We start from the raw sequence: 14,824 nt of genomic DNA, 5'->3' as shown, positions 1-14,824 counted from the left end.
CGGTCCTATCGCCGTCAGGGGTGTCGGCGAAGCACACCTGTGTCCTTCACATCAGACAGTGGACTCATGAGGAGGAAACCCATGCGCGGTGCCAAGAGCGCCAAGTGGGTAACGGGCGCGATTGTCGTCGCCCTGGCAGCGACTGCCTGTGGCGGCGGTGGTGGCAAGAACGCCGGCGCCAAGGGTGAGGTTGACCCGAACGGCATCTACTCGATCGAGGTCGGTGAGCCGGAGAAGCTCCTGCACCCGGCCGACACGATGGAGTCCAACGGCTCGATCGCGATGTCCGGTCTGTTCTCCCAGCTCGTCGACTACGACGCCGACGGCAAGATCGTCAACGTCAACGCCGAGTCGGTCACGACCACGGACAGCAAGCTCTGGACCGTCAAGCTCAAGCCGGGCTGGACCTTCCACGACGGCACCAAGGTGACCGCCGAGTCCTACGTCAAGGCGTGGAACTGGGCCGCGAACATCAACAACAAGCAGGGCAACGCGTCCTGGTTCGCCGACATCAAGGGCTTCGAGGCTCTTCACCCCGAGGCCGAGGGCGCCAAGCCCACCGCCGAGGCGCTCGAAGGCCTGAAGATCGTCGACGAGAACACCTTCACCATCGAGCTCAACAGCGCGGTTCCGTACTTCGCGTACAAGCTCGGCTACGAGGTCTTCTCCCCGCTCGCCGCCTCGTTCTACGCGGACCCCGCGGCCGCCGGTGAGAAGCCGGTCGGCAACGGCCCGTACAAGTTCAAGTCGTGGGAGCACAAGAAGCAGATCGAGCTCACGCGCTTCGACGACTACAAGGGTGCGGACAAGGCGAAGAACGGCGGTGTGATTCTCAAGAACTACACCGGCGTCGAGGCCGCGTACGAGGACCTGAAGGCCGGCAACGTCGACGTCCTGCGTCAGATCGGCCCGAAGGACCTCCCGGTCTACCGTGCCGACCTCGGCGACCGCGCCGTGGACCAGGCCTACTCGGCCATCCAGACGCTGGCCATCGCGTACTACGCCGACCAGTGGAAGACCCCGAAGAAGGTCGACCCCAAGGTCATCCAGGGCCTGTCGATGGCGATCGACCGCGACACCATCACCAAGACGGTGCTCCAGGGCACCCGTGAGCCGGCGACCGGCTGGGTCGCCAAGGGCGTCCTCGGCTACACGCCGACCGGCTCCGGTGACGTCACCAAGTTCGACCCGGCGAAGGCCAAGGCCCTCATCGCCGAGGGCGGCGGCGTCCCGAACAACGAGATCTTCATCCAGTTCAACTCGGATGGCGGTCACAAGGAATGGGTCGAGGCCGTCTGCGGCAGCATCACCCAGGCCACCGGCGTCAAGTGCACCGGTGACGCCAAGCCGGACTTCCAGGCCGACCTCCAGGCCCGCAAGTCCAAGCAGGTCAAGTCGATCTACCGCTCCGGCTGGGTCCTCGACTACCCGGTGAACGCCAACTTCATCAGCGACCTGTTCCGTACGGGCGCCGGCGGCAACCAGGGTGGCTTCACCAACCCCGAGCTCGACGCCAAGATCGCCGCGGCCGACAGCGCCGCGACCCTCGACGAGTCCGTGAAGGCCTACCAGGCCATCGAGAAGGACCTCGTCAACTACATGCCTTCCATCCCGCTCTGGTACTACAAGGTCAACGCGGGCTACTCCGAGAAGGTCCAGAACGTGAAGTACGCCCAGGACGGCGACCCGATCCTCGACCAGGTCGAGGTCAAGAAGTAAGTCCTACCGCGTAATTCCTTTCGACGGATGTGGGCCGGCGGGGAGCCGGCCCACATCCGGGCCTACATGCAGCGCCCGGGGGGCCCTTTCGCGACGCAGTGACGATCCCGTCACGCGCGTGCGTGGCGAAAGGGCCCGTCCGGCTGCGCCTGCCGCATCTTCTACGGAGGCATGATGGGGCGCTATGTCGCACGACGACTGCTCCAGATGATCCCGGTCTTCTTCGGGACGACCCTGCTCATCTTTTTGATGGTCTACAGCCTGCCCGGCGATCCCGTGGCCGGACTCTTCGGAGACAAGGGCACTGACCCCGCCACACTGGCCGCACTGAGGCACGAGCACGGCTTGGACCAGTGGATCGGCAAGCAGTACTTCGACTACATCACCGGGATCCTGTTCCACTTCGACTTCGGAACGCAGATCCGCAGTGGCCGTGAGGTCACCGAAGTCATCGGTGCCGCCTTCCCGGTCACGCTCCGGCTGGCCTTCCTGGCGTTCGCCATCGAGATCGTTCTCGGTCTGGCCCTCGGGATCGTCGCCGGCCTCAAGGCCGGCAAGCTGGCGGACAACGTCATCCTGATCCTCACCCTGCTGATCATCTCGATGCCGGTCTTCGTCCTCGGCTTCATCATCAAGGCCGTGTTCGCCTTCCAGCTCGGCTGGATCACGCCCACGGTCAGCAACGAGGAGACCTGGGGCGAGCTGGTCGCACCGGCCATCGTGCTGGGATCGCTCTCGCTCGCCTACGTGGCCCGCCTGACCCGCACCTCGATGGCCGAGAACCTGCGCGCCGACTACGTGCGCACCGCCGTGGCCAAGGGTCTTCCCAAGCGCCGCGTCATCGGTGTCCACCTGATGCGCAACTCGATGATCCCCGTGGTGACCTTCCTGGGTACCGACATCGGCGCCCTCATGGGTGGAGCGGTCGTCACCGAAGGCATCTTCAACGTCAAGGGTGTCGGTGGTCTGATCTACGACTCGGTCCTGCGCCGTGAAGGCCTGACCGTGGTCGGTGTCGTCACCGTCCTCGTCGTCGTCTACCTGATAGCCAGCCTGCTCGTCGACCTCCTCTACGCGGTCATGGACCCGAGGATCCGGTATGCCTGACATGACCAAGACCGAAGCCACGACGCCCGAGGACACCTCGGCGCCCGTCGCCCCGGTGGACCCGGTGAAGGCCGAGAAGGCACGCAGCCTCTGGGGCGACGCCTGGGCCGACCTGCGGCGCAACCCGTACTTCATCGTCTCCTCGGTGCTGATCTTCATCCTGCTGACGATCGCGGCCTTCCCGAGCTGGTTCACCAGTGCCGACCCCACCAAGGGCGACCTGGTCCACCACTTCCTCCAGCACCCCGAGCTGTCCAAGGTCGGTTCGCCGGACTGGCTCGGCTACGACGGTCAGGGACGCAGCGTCTACGCCCGCCTCATCTACGGCACCAGGGCCTCGATCATCGTGGCCGTCGCGGTGACCGCGATCGTCACCATCGTCGGCGGCATCACGGGCATGATCGCCGGTTACTTCGGCGGCTTGACGGACGCGATCATGTCGCGCATCACCGACGTCTTCTTCGGCATCCCGTTCCTGCTCGGCGCGATGGTCGTCCTGCAGGCCTTCACCGAGCGCACGGTGTCGACGGTGGTCTTCGCCCTGGCCTTCCTCGGCTGGACGCAGATCAACCGCGTCATGCGCGGTGCGGTCATCACCGTGAAGCAGGCCGACTACGTGCACGCCGCCAAGGCGCTGGGCGCCGGCACCACGCGGATCCTGATCCGGCACATCCTGCCGAACGCCATGGCCCCGGTGATCGTGGTCTCCACGATCGCGCTCGGCGGCTACATCGCGGCCGAGGCGACCCTGTCCTACCTGGGTCTGGGTCTCGCGGCCCCGAACATCTCGTGGGGCGTGGACATCTCCGCCGGTGCTTCGCAGATCCGAGTGGCGCAGTACATCCTGCTGTACCCCTCGATCATCCTCAGCATCACCGTCCTCGCCTTCATCATGCTCGGCGAAGCGGTCCGCAACGCCCTCGACCCCAAGCTGCGCTGAGGAGGGCGTAAGTGATCACCATGGACAACACCTCCAGCCTTCCCTCCCCGCGTGACGGGGACCCGCAGACGCCGCTCCTCGAAGTGCGCGACCTGCACGTCGAGTTCCATACCCGCGACGGTGTCGCCAAGGCAGTCAACGGCGTCAACTACTCCGTGAGCGCCGGCGAGACCCTCGCCGTGCTCGGCGAGTCCGGCTCCGGCAAGTCCGTGACGGCCCAGGCCATCATGGGCATCCTGGACATGCCCCCCGGCAAGATCCCGCAGGGCGAGATCCTCTTCCGTGGCCAGGACATGCTCAAGATGAGCTTCGAGGAGCGGCGCAAGCTGCGCGGCCGGAAGATCGCCATGATCTTCCAGGACGCCCTGTCCTCCCTGAACCCGGTGCTCACCGTCGGCTACCAGCTGGGCGAGATGTTCCGCGTCCACGAGGGCATGTCGAAGAAGGACGCCCGGCTCAAGGCCATCGAGCTGATGGAGAAGGTCAAGATCCCGGCGGCGAAGCAGCGGGTCGACGACTACCCGCACCACTTCTCCGGCGGTATGCGCCAGCGCATCATGATCGCCATGGCGATCGCGCTGGAGCCCGACCTGATCATCGCGGACGAGCCGACCACGGCCCTGGACGTCACCGTCCAGGCCCAGGTCATGGACCTCCTCGCGGAGCTCCAGCGCGAGCTCAACATGGGCCTGATCCTGATCACCCACGACCTCGGCGTGGTCGCCGACGTCGCGGACAAGATCGCCGTCATGTACGCCGGCCGGATCGTCGAGACCGCTCCGGTCCACGAGATCTACAAGCGCCCGGCGCACCCGTACACCCGCGGCCTGCTGGACTCGATCCCGCGCCTGGACCAGAAGGGCCAGGAGCTCTTCGCGATCAAGGGCCTGCCGCCGAACCTGCTGCGCCTGCCCTCCGGCTGCTCGTTCAGCCCGCGCTGCGTCGCCGCGCAGGACGTCTGCCGGTCGGAGATCCCCGCCCTCCAGGTCGTCAGCGAGCAGGACGGCACCGAACTGGCCGGCCGTCACAGCGCGTGCCACTTCTGGAAGGAGCAGCTCCATGGCTGAGCTCACCAACGCCCCCGCGCGGGAGCCGATCCTCCAGGTCCGCAACCTGGTCAAGCACTTCCCGCTGACCCAGGGAATCCTGTTCAAGAAGCAGGTCGGCGCCGTCAAGGCCGTCGACGGGATCTCCTTCGACCTGTACCAGGGCGAGACCCTGGGCATCGTCGGCGAGTCCGGCTGTGGCAAGTCCACCGTCGCCAAGCTGCTGATGAACCTGGAACGCGCCACCGCCGGCGAGGTCTTCTACAAGGGCCAGGACATCACCAAGCTGTCCGGCCGCGCCCTGAAGGCCGTCCGCCGCAACATCCAGATGGTGTTCCAGGACCCGTACACCTCGCTGAACCCGCGCATGACGGTCGGCGACATCATCGGCGAGACCTACGACATCCACCCCGAGGTGGCCCCCAAGGGCGACCGGCGCCGCAAGGTGCAGGAGCTCCTGGACGTCGTCGGCCTCAACCCGGAGTACATCAACCGGTACCCGCACCAGTTCTCCGGCGGCCAGCGCCAGCGCATCGGCATCGCCCGCGGCCTCGCGCTCAACCCGGAGATCATCATCTGCGACGAGCCGGTCTCCGCGCTCGACGTATCGGTGCAGGCCCAGGTCATCAACCTGATGGAGAAGCTGCAGGAGGAGTTCAACCTCTCCTACATCTTCATCGCGCACGACCTGTCGATCGTCCGGCACATCTCGGACCGCGTCGGTGTCATGTACCTCGGCAAGATGGCCGAGATCGGCACCGACGAGCAGATCTACGAGCACCCGACCCACCCGTACACCCAGGCGCTGCTCTCCGCGGTGCCGGTGCCGGACCCGGCCGCCCGCGAGGGCCGCGAGCGGATCATCCTCACCGGTGACGTCCCCTCGCCGGCCAACCCGCCGTCGGGCTGCCGCTTCCGCACCCGCTGCTGGAAGGCCGAGGAGAAGTGCTCCGTGGAGGAGCCGCTGCTCGCCATCCCGGAGCGGTTCAAGGGCGTCAAGTCGCTGGCCGCGCACGAGTCGGCCTGTCACTTCGCGGAGGAGAAGGCCGTCCTGGCCGTCTGACCTCCCGCAGCGACACCACAGGGCGCCCGTCACCGGATCTCTCCGGCGGCGGGCGCTTTGTCGTTCCGCGGTCCGGCTGGCCGGCCGGCTTGTCCGCCGTCCGCCGGCCCGCTGCCTGATGCCCGCCGCCCGCCGCCTGACGCCGCCCCGACGGCCGCCGTGGTCTGATGGCCCGCATGCTCACCGTACGGCCCGCCGGGCCCTCCGACGCCGGGGACATCTGCGGGCTCCTCAACGCCATCGACCGCATCGAGATCGGCCGCCCGGAGACCGACCTCGGCGCCGTCGAGGCCGATCTGCACCACCCCGACGTCGACTTGGAAGCCGACTCCTTCCTGGCCTTCGAGAGCGGCCGGCTCCTCGGCTACGCCCTGGTGTGGGCCGACTCGGGCCCCGGCCGCGTCGACTGCCACTTCCGGGTCCTGCCGGGGCGCCGTACGGCCGCCGCCCGGCTGCTCGACCTGGTGGAGGCCAGGGCCCGCGAGCTGGCCGCCGGAGCCCCGCACGCCTTCCTGTGGCTCGCGCCGAGCGGCGGCCGCACCCTCGACCCCGGCCTGCTGCCCGGCCGCGGCTACCGCACGGTGCGCCGCTACCGGGTACTCACCCGCGCACTGGGCCCGGCCGACCTGCCCCCGACCCCGCCCGCCGGGCTCACCCTGCGCCCCTGCGACGGCGGCGAGAGCGAGCGCCGGCGCGCCCACGCCCTGGTCGAGGAGACCTTCGCGGACCACTTCGGGCACGTGGAGCGGGCGTACGAGCCCTGGCTCGACCACATCGACGGCCGCGGCCTGGACTGGTCGCTCGTATGGATCGCGAGCCTGCCCGCGCTGGGCGACGTAGGCATCCTGCTCACCCGCGACGACCGCACCAGCATGGGCTGGCTCAGCCACCTCGGCGTGCGCGCGCAAGCCCGCGGCCGGGGCGTCGGCGCCTTCCTGCTGCGCCACGGCTTCGCCGCCTACGCCGCCCGCGGCCGCGCCACCCTGGGCCTCGGCGTGGACACGGGCAACACGACCGGAGCGCTCGCGCTGTACGAGGCGCACGGCATGACCACCCACCACGCGGTGGACACCTGGGAGCTGACGCTGGGACGGACCGCTTTGCACTCGGAGGGGTGACAGGCGCGCGACGCGGGGGTGCAATCGGTCCAACGAGGAGTGTGCGAGACCCCACATAGGGTGACATTGGGCCCTAAGTGAGTCTTGGGATCCAGTAGGAGGCACTCCATGCGCGGAGCCACCCACGCCAAGTGGGCCGCATGTGCGGCGGCCGTCGCCCTCGCGGCGACCGCCTGCGGCGGCGGAAGCGACAGCGGCGGAGGCGGCGCGGACGGGATCGTCAGCTCCTCGTGGGGCGACCCGCAGAACCCGCTGGAGCCCGCCAACACCAACGAGGTCCAGGGCGGCAAGGTCCTCGACATGATCTTCCGGGGGCTCAAGCGGTACGACCCCGAGACCGGTGAGGCGAAGAACTTCCTCGCCGAGAAGATCGAGACCACCGACAGCCAGAACTTCACGATCACGCTGAAGGACGGCTGGAAGTTCAGCAACGACGAGCCGGTCACCGCGCAGTCCTTCGTGGACGCCTGGAACTACGGCGCGGACGTCACCAAGAAGCAGAACAACTCGCCCTTCTTCTCCGACATCGTCGGCTACGCGGACGTCCACCCCGAAAAGGGCGACCCCAAGTCGAAGACCATGTCCGGCCTGGTCGTCAAGGACCCCAAGACCTTCACGGTCGCCCTCAAGGAGAAGTTCTCCACCTGGCCCGAGACCCTCGGCTACCAGGCGTTCTCCCCCCTGCCCAAGGCCTTCTTCACCGACCACGACGCCTGGCTGAAGAAGCCCGTCGGCAACGGCCCGTACACGGTGGACTCGTACACCAAGGGCACCGGCATGAAGCTGCGCAAGTGGGACGCCTACACGGGCGAGGACAAGGCCGTGAACGGCGGCGTGGACCTGAAGGTCTACACCGACAACAACACCGCCTACACCGACCTGATCTCCGGCAACCTCGACCTGGTCGACGACGTCCCGGCGCAGCAGCTGAAGAACGTCGCGAACGACCTCGGCGACCGCTACATCAACCAGCCGGCCCTCATCATCCAGACCCTCACCTTCCCGCTGTACGACCCGCAGTGGAGCAAGGAGGGCACGGACAAGGTCCGCCGCGGCATCTCGATGGCGATCAACCGCGACGAGATCACCAAGCAGATCTTCCGCGAGACCCGCACCCCGGCCAAGGACTGGACCTCCCCGGCCCTCGGCGACAAGGGCGGATTCTCCGCCACCGCCTGCGGCGAGGCCTGCTCCTTCAACCCCACCGAGGCCAAGAAGCTCATTCAGGAGGGCGGCGGCCTGCCCGGCGGCAAGGTCACGCTGACCTCCAACGTGGACACCGGCTCGCACCGCGAGTGGATGGACGCCGTCTGCAACAGCATCAACAACGCGCTCGGCGAGGGCCCGGTCTGCACGGTCAACCCGATCGGCACCTTCGCCGACTTCCGCAACCAGCAGAGCAGCTTCAAGCTGACCGGCCCCTTCCGCTCCGGCTGGCAGGCCGACTACCCGCTGATCCAGAACTTCCTGGAGCCGCTCTACTACACCGGCGCGTCCTCTAACTACGGCAAGTTCAGCAACCCGGAGTTCGACAAGCTCATCGACGCGGCGAACCGCGAGGCCGACGCCACCAAGGCGACCGCCACCTTCAAGGACGCCGAGAAGATCCTCGCCGAGCAGATGCCGTCCATCCCGCTCTGGTACCAGAACGGCAGCGCGGGCTACGGGGAGCGCGTCTCGGACGTGAAGCTCAACCAGTTCAGCGTCCCGGTGTACGACCAGATCAAGGTCAGCTGACCCGCCAACGGATCGAACCTGGAGCAGTCCATGGGACGTTATGTGATCCGGCGACTGCTCCAGATGATCCCCGTGTTCATCGGCAGCACGTTCCTGATCTTCTTCATGGTGTACGCGCTCGGTGACCCGGTCGCCGCCCTCTTCGGCGACAAGGCACCCGACCCCGCCACCGCCGCACGCATCCGCAAGGACCTCTACCTCGACCAGCCCCTGTGGAAGCAGTACCTGCACTACATGGGCCAGATCTTCCAGGGCGACTTCGGCACCGCCTTCAACGGCCAGAAGGTCACCGAACTCATGGCCTCGGCCTTCCCGGTGACCCTGCGCCTGACCATCGTCGCCATCGCCATCGAGATCGTCGTCGGCATCACCCTCGGTGTGATCAGCGGCCTCAAGCGCGGCAAGTCCATCGACAGCGGCGTGCTGGTGCTCACCCTCGTCGTCATCTCGGTGCCCACCTTCGTGACGGGCTACCTGCTCCAGTACGTCTTCGGCGTCAAATGGGGCTGGGTCCGGCCCACCGTCTCCCCGGACGCCCCCTTCAACGAGCTGATCCTGCCCGGCATCGTGCTCGCGCTGGTCTCCCTCGCCTACGTCACCCGGCTCACCCGGACCTCCATCGCCGAGAACGTCAAGGCCGACTACGTCCGCACCGCCGTGGCCAAGGGCCTGCCCCGGCGCCGGGTCATCACCCGCCACCTGCTGCGCAACTCGCTGATCCCCGTGGTCACCTTCATCGGCACCGACATCGGCGCCCTGATGGGCGGAGCCATCGTCACCGAGCGGATCTTCAACATCCACGGCGTCGGCTACCAGCTCTACCAGGGCATCCTGCGCAACAACTCCCCGACGGTGGTCGGCTTCGTGACCATCCTCGTGATCGTCTTCCTGCTGGCGAACCTGCTCGTCGACCTGCTCTACGCGGTCCTGGACCCGAGGATCCGTTATGCCTGAGCCCGATCCCGAGCGCGCCGCCTACGATCCGCTGGGACCCGGCCCCCACGAGTCCATCGCCCCCACCGGCCAGGGCGGGGCCATGGATCTCGCCCTGGAGGAGGGGGAGTCGCTGGAGAAGGAGCTCGGGGGAGGCCCGGCGGGCCCCGCGGGGCCCCAGGAGAAGGCCCGCTCCCTGTGGTCCGACGCCTGGCACCAGCTGCGCCGCAACCCCGTCTTCCTCGTCTCCACGCTGCTGATCCTCTTCCTCGTGGTCATCTCCATCTGGCCCCAGCTCATCGCGAGCGGCGACCCGCTCCAGTGCGACCTGTCCAAATCGCAGCAGGGCTCCTCCCCGGGCCACCCCTTCGGCTACGACACCCAGGGCTGCGACGTGTACACCCGCACCGTCTACGGGGCCCGCGCCTCCATCACCGTCGGCATCTGCGCCACCCTCGGCGCGGCCCTCCTCGGCTCCGCGCTCGGCGGGCTCGCCGGGTTCTTCGGCGGCTGGGGCGACTCACTGCTCTCCCGGGTCGCCGACATCTTCTTCGGCATCCCCGTGGTCCTCGGCGGCCTGGTCTTCCTGTCCGTGGTCACCAGCACCACCGTCTGGCCCGTCGTCGGCTTCATCGTGCTGCTCGGCTGGCCCCAACTGGCCCGCATCGCCCGCGGCTCGGTCATCACCGCCAAACAGAACGACTACGTCCAGGCCGCGCGGGCGCTCGGCGCCGGCAACGGCCGGATGCTGCTGCGGCACGTGGCACCCAACGCCATCGCGCCCGTCATCGTCGTCGCCACCATCGCGCTCGGCACCTACATCGCCCTGGAAGCCACCCTGTCCTTCCTCGGCGTGGGCCTGCGCCCGCCGACGGTCTCCTGGGGCATCGACATCTCCAACGCCGCCTCGCAGATCCGCAACGCCCCGCACATGCTGCTCTACCCGGCGGGCGCGCTCAGCATCACCGTGCTCGCGTTCATCATGCTCGGCGACGCGGTGCGCGACGCCCTCGACCCCAAGCTGCGCTGAGGAGCCCCGCACATGCTGCTCGAAGTGCGCGATCTGCACGTGGAATTCAAGACCCGGGACGGAGTCGCCAAGGCCGTCAACGGGGTCAACTACTCCGTGGCCGAGGGCGAGACCCTCGCCGTGCTCGGCGAGTCCGGCTCCGGCAAGTCGGTCACCGCCCAGGCCGTCATGGGCATCCTGGACATGCCGCCGGGCCGCATCGCGGGCGGCGAGATCCTCTTCAAGGGCAGAGACCTGCTGAAGATGAAGGAGGAGGAGCGCAGGAAGGTCCGCGGCGCCGAGATGGCCATGATCTTCCAGGACGCCCTGTCCTCCCTCAATCCGGTCCTGAGCGTCGGCGCGCAGCTCGGCGAGATGTACGAGGTCCACCGCGGGATGTCCCGCAAGGACGCGCGGAACAAGGCCGTCGAGCTGATGGACCGGGTGAAGATCCCGGCGGCGCGCGAGCGGGTGGGGGACTACCCGCACCAGTTCTCCGGCGGCATGCGCCAGCGCATCATGATTGCCATGGCGATGGCCCTGGAACCCTCGCTCATCATCGCAGACGAGCCGACCACGGCCCTGGACGTCACCGTCCAGGCCCAGGTCATGGACCTCCTCGCGGAGCTCCAGCGCGAGCTCAACATGGGCCTGATCCTGATCACCCACGACCTCGGCGTGGTCGCCGACGTGGCCGACAAGATCGCCGTCATGTACGCCGGCCGGATCGTCGAGGCGGCCCCCGTCCACGAGATCTACAAGAACCCCGCGCACCCGTACACCCGCGGCCTGCTGGACTCCATCCCGCGCCTGGACCAGAAGGGCCAGGAGCTGTACGCCATCAAGGGGCTGCCGCCCAACCTGCTCGCCATCCCGCCCGGCTGCGCCTTCAACCCGCGCTGCCCGATGGCCCGGGCCGTCTGCCGCACCGACGTACCGCCGCTGGCCGAGGTCGGACCGGACCGCGCCAGTGCGTGCTTCTTCTGGAAGGAGTGCCTCGGTGGCTGAGTCCATCCTCGTGGTGGAGGACCTGGTCAAGCACTACCCGCTGACCCAGGGCATCCTCTTCAAGAAGCAGGTCGGCGCCGTCAAGGCCGTCGACGGGGTCTCCTTCGACCTGCGGGCCGGTGAAACCCTCGGCATCGTCGGGGAGTCCGGCTGCGGCAAGTCCACCGTCGCCAAGATGCTGGTCAACCTCGAACGCCCGACGGCGGGCGCGATCAGGTACAAGGGCGAGGACCTCGCCAAACTGTCCGGCCGCGCCCTGAAGGCCGTGCGCCGCAACATCCAGATGGTGTTCCAGGACCCGTACACCTCCCTTAACCCGCGCATGACCGTCGGCGACATCATCGGCGAGCCCTACGAGATCCACCCCGAGGTCGCTCCGAAGGGCGACCGGCGCCGCAAGGTGCAGGAGCTCCTGGACGTCGTCGGCCTCAACCCGGAGTACATCAACCGGTACCCGCACCAGTTCTCGGGCGGCCAGCGCCAGCGCATCGGCATCGCCCGCGGCCTCGCCCTCCAGCCCGAGATCATCGTCGCCGACGAGCCCGTCTCCGCCCTCGACGTCTCCGTACAGGCCCAGGTGGTCAACCTCCTGGAGCGGCTCCAGGACGAGTTCAACCTCTCCTACGTGTTCATCGCGCACGACCTCTCGATCGTCCGGCACATCTCCGACCGGGTCGGCGTCATGTACCTGGGCCGGATCGTCGAGATCGGCACCGACACCCAGATCTACGACCACCCCACCCACCCCTACACCCAGGCGCTGCTCTCCGCCGTCCCGGTCCCCGACCCGCAGGCCCGCGCGGGCCGCGACCGGATCATCCTCTCCGGCGACGTGCCCTCCCCGGCGAACCCGCCCTCGGGCTGCCGCTTCCGCACCCGCTGCTGGAAGGCCGAGGCGCGCTGCGCCTCGGAGGTCCCGCTCCTGGAGATCCCGGCGTTCCTCCCGGGCGGCCCGACGGCCCACCCCTCGGCCTGCCACTTCGCATCCGAGCGGGCCGCCGTCGTGCCGGGACCGCCGCCCGCGGGGCCGCCCGCGACGCCGCCGGGACCACCGCCGGGGTCGCTGACCAAGGAGTGAGCTGCGGGCCCCCGGTACCGCTCATTTCTCGCCACAGCTGTGAACGGCACCGCGGGCTCGGAGCAACTCGGTTTACACGTAGGCAACTTGACCGTTTCTGTCCCGAGATCTGGGCCGGGCAGCCTGGATCCAGTGCGGCCGTGCGGGTGCCGACGGCCGGCCGGGGAGGCGTACAGCCTCCCCGGCCGGTACTCCTGTGACCCCGGACGTGCGCGCCGTGCGCCCCTCGTGCTGCCGGAATCGATCGATGTGGCGGTACGGATAGTTATGATCCGTAGCGCACGGTGGGTATGACTCTGCCGAGCACCGAGTTGCGAGTACGCGAACCCGATGTCCGCTCGACGTGGAGGTGAAACAGCCGTGGCACTATCGATCTCGGCCGTGGTGCTGCTGGCAGTCGTCGTCTTCCTGCTGGTCCGGCGTTCGGGCCTGAAGGCGGGTCACGCAGTGGTCTGTGTACTGCTCGGCTTCTATCTGGCGAGCTCGACCGTGGCTCCGACGCTCAGCCAGCTGACCTCCAATGTGGCGAGCATGATCAGCGGCCTCAAGTTCTAGCGGCGTTCCGGTTCCGGGGGCGGGGCCGCCGTTTCTCGTAGGGTGACCCCATGAACGGTCTTCCCGCCCGTCGGCTCCTGCTCGTGCACGCGCACCCGGACGACGAGTCCATCAACAACGGCGTCACCATGGCCAAGTACGCGGCCGAGGGCGTCCATGTCGCGTTGGTGACCTGCACGCTCGGCGAGGAGGGTGAGGTCATCCCGCCCGAACTCGCCCACCTGACGGCCGACCGCGACGACACCCTTGGCGCCCACCGCGTCGGCGAGCTCGCCGAGGCCATGCGCGAACTGGGCGTCGCCGACCACCGCTTCCTCGGCGGCCCCGGCCGCTTCCGCGACTCCGGAATGATGGGCGCCGAGCAGAACCGCCGGCCCGGCGCCTTTTGGTCCGCCGACGTGGACGAGGCCGCGGGGTACCTCGTAGAGGTGATCCGCGAACTGCGCCCCCAGGTCCTCGTCACCTACGACCCGAACGGCGGCTACGGCCACCCCGACCACATCCAGGCCCACCGCGTCGCCACCCGCGCCGCCGAACTGGCCGCGGAGCCCACGTACCGCCGTGACCTCGGGGCGCCGCACACCATCCAGAAGTTCTACTGGAACCGCGTCCCGCGCACGGTCGTCGAAGAGGGCTTCTCCCGGCTGCGCGAGGCCGGGAGCGAGGTGCCCTTCCCGGCGCCGGCCGCGGTGGACGACGTGCCGGGCGTGGTGGCCGACGAGCGGATCACCGCCGAGATCGGCGGGGACGAGGCGGCGGAGCAGGCGTTCGTGGCCGCCAAGACCGCCGCGATGCGCGCCCATGCCACCCAGATCGCGGTGGACGGGCCCTTCTTCGCGCTCTCCAACGACCTGGCCCAGCCGCTGTTCACCCACGAGTACTACGAGTTGGCCGCGGGCCTGCCCGGCGCCGCGGCGGGCGAGCGCGAGCACGACCTCTTCGCGGGGGTGCGGGCATGACCGGGCCGGCGGCCATCGGGAACGCGGGGCGGATCGCCGTCCTGCTCGGCCTGTTGGCGGCGGGGGCGCTGACCGGAGTCGCCGGCTGGCTCGTCGTCGACCTGTGGTTCCCGGGCGGACTGCTCCTCGCCCTCCTCGCGCTCTTCGGCCTGTTCCTCGGCGCCCGGATCGCACTGGGCACCGGCATCGGGGTGGGAGCGGCCACCGGCGGCTGGTTCCTCGCCTACGTGATCCTCGGTGTGCCCCGGCCGGAGGGGGACTTCCTGCTCGGTTCGTCCGGAATCGGCATGTACGCCTACCTTTTGGGTGGAGTGGTGCTCGCTGTGATGTGCGCCACGATGAGAATCGCGAAGGACCGGCCGCTTTCGGCCGCCGGGAACGCCAAGTGACGAGGCGTCGGCCGCTCGCGACGCCGTGACGAGCGGCTCGGCCAGTGCGTGCGCGGACCCCCGGCGGCCGGGCGGCAGACGCTCGGGGGGTGCGCGCGAAGGGCGCGCGGGAGGCCGAGGGGGAACCCTTCGTTCCCGGCGGCCGGGTGTGCGCGGGCGGCGG

General features: G+C 68.7%; 14 protein-coding genes. All 14 read left to right on the top strand.

Annotated features, from left to right (window positions below; genetic code table 11):
- The first annotated feature begins 81 nt into the window (after positions 1–81).
- The 14 genes from OHA37_RS13170 (at position 82) to OHA37_RS13105 (ending at position 14,661) form a co-directional block, all read left to right on the top strand.
- Entirely contained in the window at positions 82–1,719 is a 1,638-nt protein-coding gene (locus OHA37_RS13170) for a peptide ABC transporter substrate-binding protein (protein WP_266904844.1), read from the top strand.
- Between the two features lie 174 nt (positions 1,720–1,893).
- Positions 1,894–2,826 carry an ABC transporter permease gene (locus OHA37_RS13165; RefSeq protein WP_266912736.1) on the top strand — a complete coding sequence of 311 codons (933 nt, stop codon included), beginning with the start codon at positions 1,894–1,896 and terminating at the stop codon, positions 2,824–2,826.
- Complete coding sequence (locus OHA37_RS13160; RefSeq protein WP_266904842.1) at positions 2,819–3,766, top strand: ABC transporter permease; 948 nt, start codon at positions 2,819–2,821, stop codon at positions 3,764–3,766. Before OHA37_RS13165 ends, OHA37_RS13160 begins: the two co-directional genes overlap by 8 nt.
- Positions 3,767–3,786: 20 nt before the next feature.
- Positions 3,787–4,833 (top strand): ABC transporter ATP-binding protein, encoded by a 1,047-nt coding sequence (locus OHA37_RS13155; protein WP_443046300.1) that lies wholly within the window; start codon positions 3,787–3,789, stop codon positions 4,831–4,833.
- Positions 4,826–5,875, top strand: coding sequence for an ABC transporter ATP-binding protein (locus tag OHA37_RS13150; protein ID WP_266904838.1), 1,050 nt, complete (start codon positions 4,826–4,828; stop codon positions 5,873–5,875). Before OHA37_RS13155 ends, OHA37_RS13150 begins: the two co-directional genes overlap by 8 nt.
- Positions 5,876–6,051: 176 nt before the next feature.
- On the top strand, positions 6,052–6,993 hold the full coding sequence (locus OHA37_RS13145) for a GNAT family N-acetyltransferase (RefSeq protein ID WP_266904836.1): 942 nt from the start codon (positions 6,052–6,054) through the stop codon (positions 6,991–6,993).
- A 108-nt stretch (positions 6,994–7,101) separates the two neighbouring features.
- Positions 7,102–8,730, top strand: coding sequence for a peptide ABC transporter substrate-binding protein (locus OHA37_RS13140; protein ID WP_266904835.1), 1,629 nt, complete (start codon positions 7,102–7,104; stop codon positions 8,728–8,730).
- A 30-nt stretch (positions 8,731–8,760) separates the two neighbouring features.
- Positions 8,761–9,684, top strand: coding sequence for an ABC transporter permease (locus OHA37_RS13135; RefSeq protein ID WP_266904833.1), 924 nt, complete (start codon positions 8,761–8,763; stop codon positions 9,682–9,684).
- Positions 9,677–10,693: an ABC transporter permease gene (locus OHA37_RS13130; RefSeq protein ID WP_443046157.1), complete on the top strand. Its 1,017-nt coding sequence runs from the start codon at positions 9,677–9,679 to the stop codon at positions 10,691–10,693. The genes OHA37_RS13135 and OHA37_RS13130 overlap by 8 nt, the downstream gene beginning before the upstream one ends.
- 12 nt (positions 10,694–10,705) lie before the next feature.
- Positions 10,706–11,680, top strand: a complete 975-nt coding sequence (locus OHA37_RS13125; protein WP_266904831.1) for an ABC transporter ATP-binding protein — start codon at positions 10,706–10,708, stop codon at positions 11,678–11,680.
- The gene (locus OHA37_RS13120) at positions 11,673–12,758 is read left to right on the top strand and encodes an ABC transporter ATP-binding protein (protein ID WP_266904829.1); all 1,086 of its coding nucleotides are present in this window, start codon (positions 11,673–11,675) and stop codon (positions 12,756–12,758) included. Before OHA37_RS13125 ends, OHA37_RS13120 begins: the two co-directional genes overlap by 8 nt.
- Positions 12,759–13,118: 360 nt before the next feature.
- Positions 13,119–13,313: a hypothetical protein gene (locus tag OHA37_RS13115; protein WP_266904827.1), complete on the top strand. Its 195-nt coding sequence runs from the start codon at positions 13,119–13,121 to the stop codon at positions 13,311–13,313.
- Between the two features lie 50 nt (positions 13,314–13,363).
- On the top strand, positions 13,364–14,272 hold the full coding sequence (gene mshB / locus OHA37_RS13110) for an N-acetyl-1-D-myo-inositol-2-amino-2-deoxy-alpha-D-glucopyranoside deacetylase (RefSeq protein WP_266904825.1): 909 nt from the start codon (positions 13,364–13,366) through the stop codon (positions 14,270–14,272).
- On the top strand, positions 14,269–14,661 hold the full coding sequence (locus OHA37_RS13105; protein ID WP_266904823.1) for a DUF6113 family protein: 393 nt from the start codon (positions 14,269–14,271) through the stop codon (positions 14,659–14,661). Before mshB ends, OHA37_RS13105 begins: the two co-directional genes overlap by 4 nt.
- Positions 14,662–14,824: the final 163 nt, after the last annotated feature.

Source organism: Streptomyces sp. NBC_00335 (assembly GCF_036127095.1).
Taxonomy (GTDB): Bacteria; Actinomycetota; Actinomycetes; order Streptomycetales; family Streptomycetaceae; genus Streptomyces.
The sequence above is the reverse complement of the archived record's forward strand: the minus strand, read 5'-3'. Positions and strand labels throughout refer to the sequence as shown.

Excerpts from the sequence above, each read along its gene's own strand:
- OHA37_RS13170 (WP_266904844.1), top strand. The coding sequence starts at position 82 with ATGCGCGGTGCCAAGAGCGCCAAGTGGGTAACGGGCGCGATTGTCGTC.
- OHA37_RS13165 (WP_266912736.1), top strand. The coding sequence starts at position 1,894 with ATGGGGCGCTATGTCGCACGACGACTGCTCCAGATGATCCCGGTCTTC.
- OHA37_RS13160 (WP_266904842.1), top strand. The coding sequence starts at position 2,819 with ATGCCTGACATGACCAAGACCGAAGCCACGACGCCCGAGGACACCTCG.
- OHA37_RS13155 (WP_443046300.1), top strand. The coding sequence starts at position 3,787 with ATGGACAACACCTCCAGCCTTCCCTCCCCGCGTGACGGGGACCCGCAG.
- OHA37_RS13150 (WP_266904838.1), top strand. The coding sequence starts at position 4,826 with ATGGCTGAGCTCACCAACGCCCCCGCGCGGGAGCCGATCCTCCAGGTC.
- OHA37_RS13145 (WP_266904836.1), top strand. The coding sequence starts at position 6,052 with ATGCTCACCGTACGGCCCGCCGGGCCCTCCGACGCCGGGGACATCTGC.
- OHA37_RS13140 (WP_266904835.1), top strand. The coding sequence starts at position 7,102 with ATGCGCGGAGCCACCCACGCCAAGTGGGCCGCATGTGCGGCGGCCGTC.
- OHA37_RS13135 (WP_266904833.1), top strand. The coding sequence starts at position 8,761 with ATGGGACGTTATGTGATCCGGCGACTGCTCCAGATGATCCCCGTGTTC.
- OHA37_RS13130 (WP_443046157.1), top strand. The coding sequence starts at position 9,677 with ATGCCTGAGCCCGATCCCGAGCGCGCCGCCTACGATCCGCTGGGACCC.
- OHA37_RS13125 (WP_266904831.1), top strand. The coding sequence starts at position 10,706 with ATGCTGCTCGAAGTGCGCGATCTGCACGTGGAATTCAAGACCCGGGAC.
- mshB (WP_266904825.1), top strand. The coding sequence starts at position 13,364 with ATGAACGGTCTTCCCGCCCGTCGGCTCCTGCTCGTGCACGCGCACCCG.
- OHA37_RS13105 (WP_266904823.1), top strand. The coding sequence starts at position 14,269 with ATGACCGGGCCGGCGGCCATCGGGAACGCGGGGCGGATCGCCGTCCTG.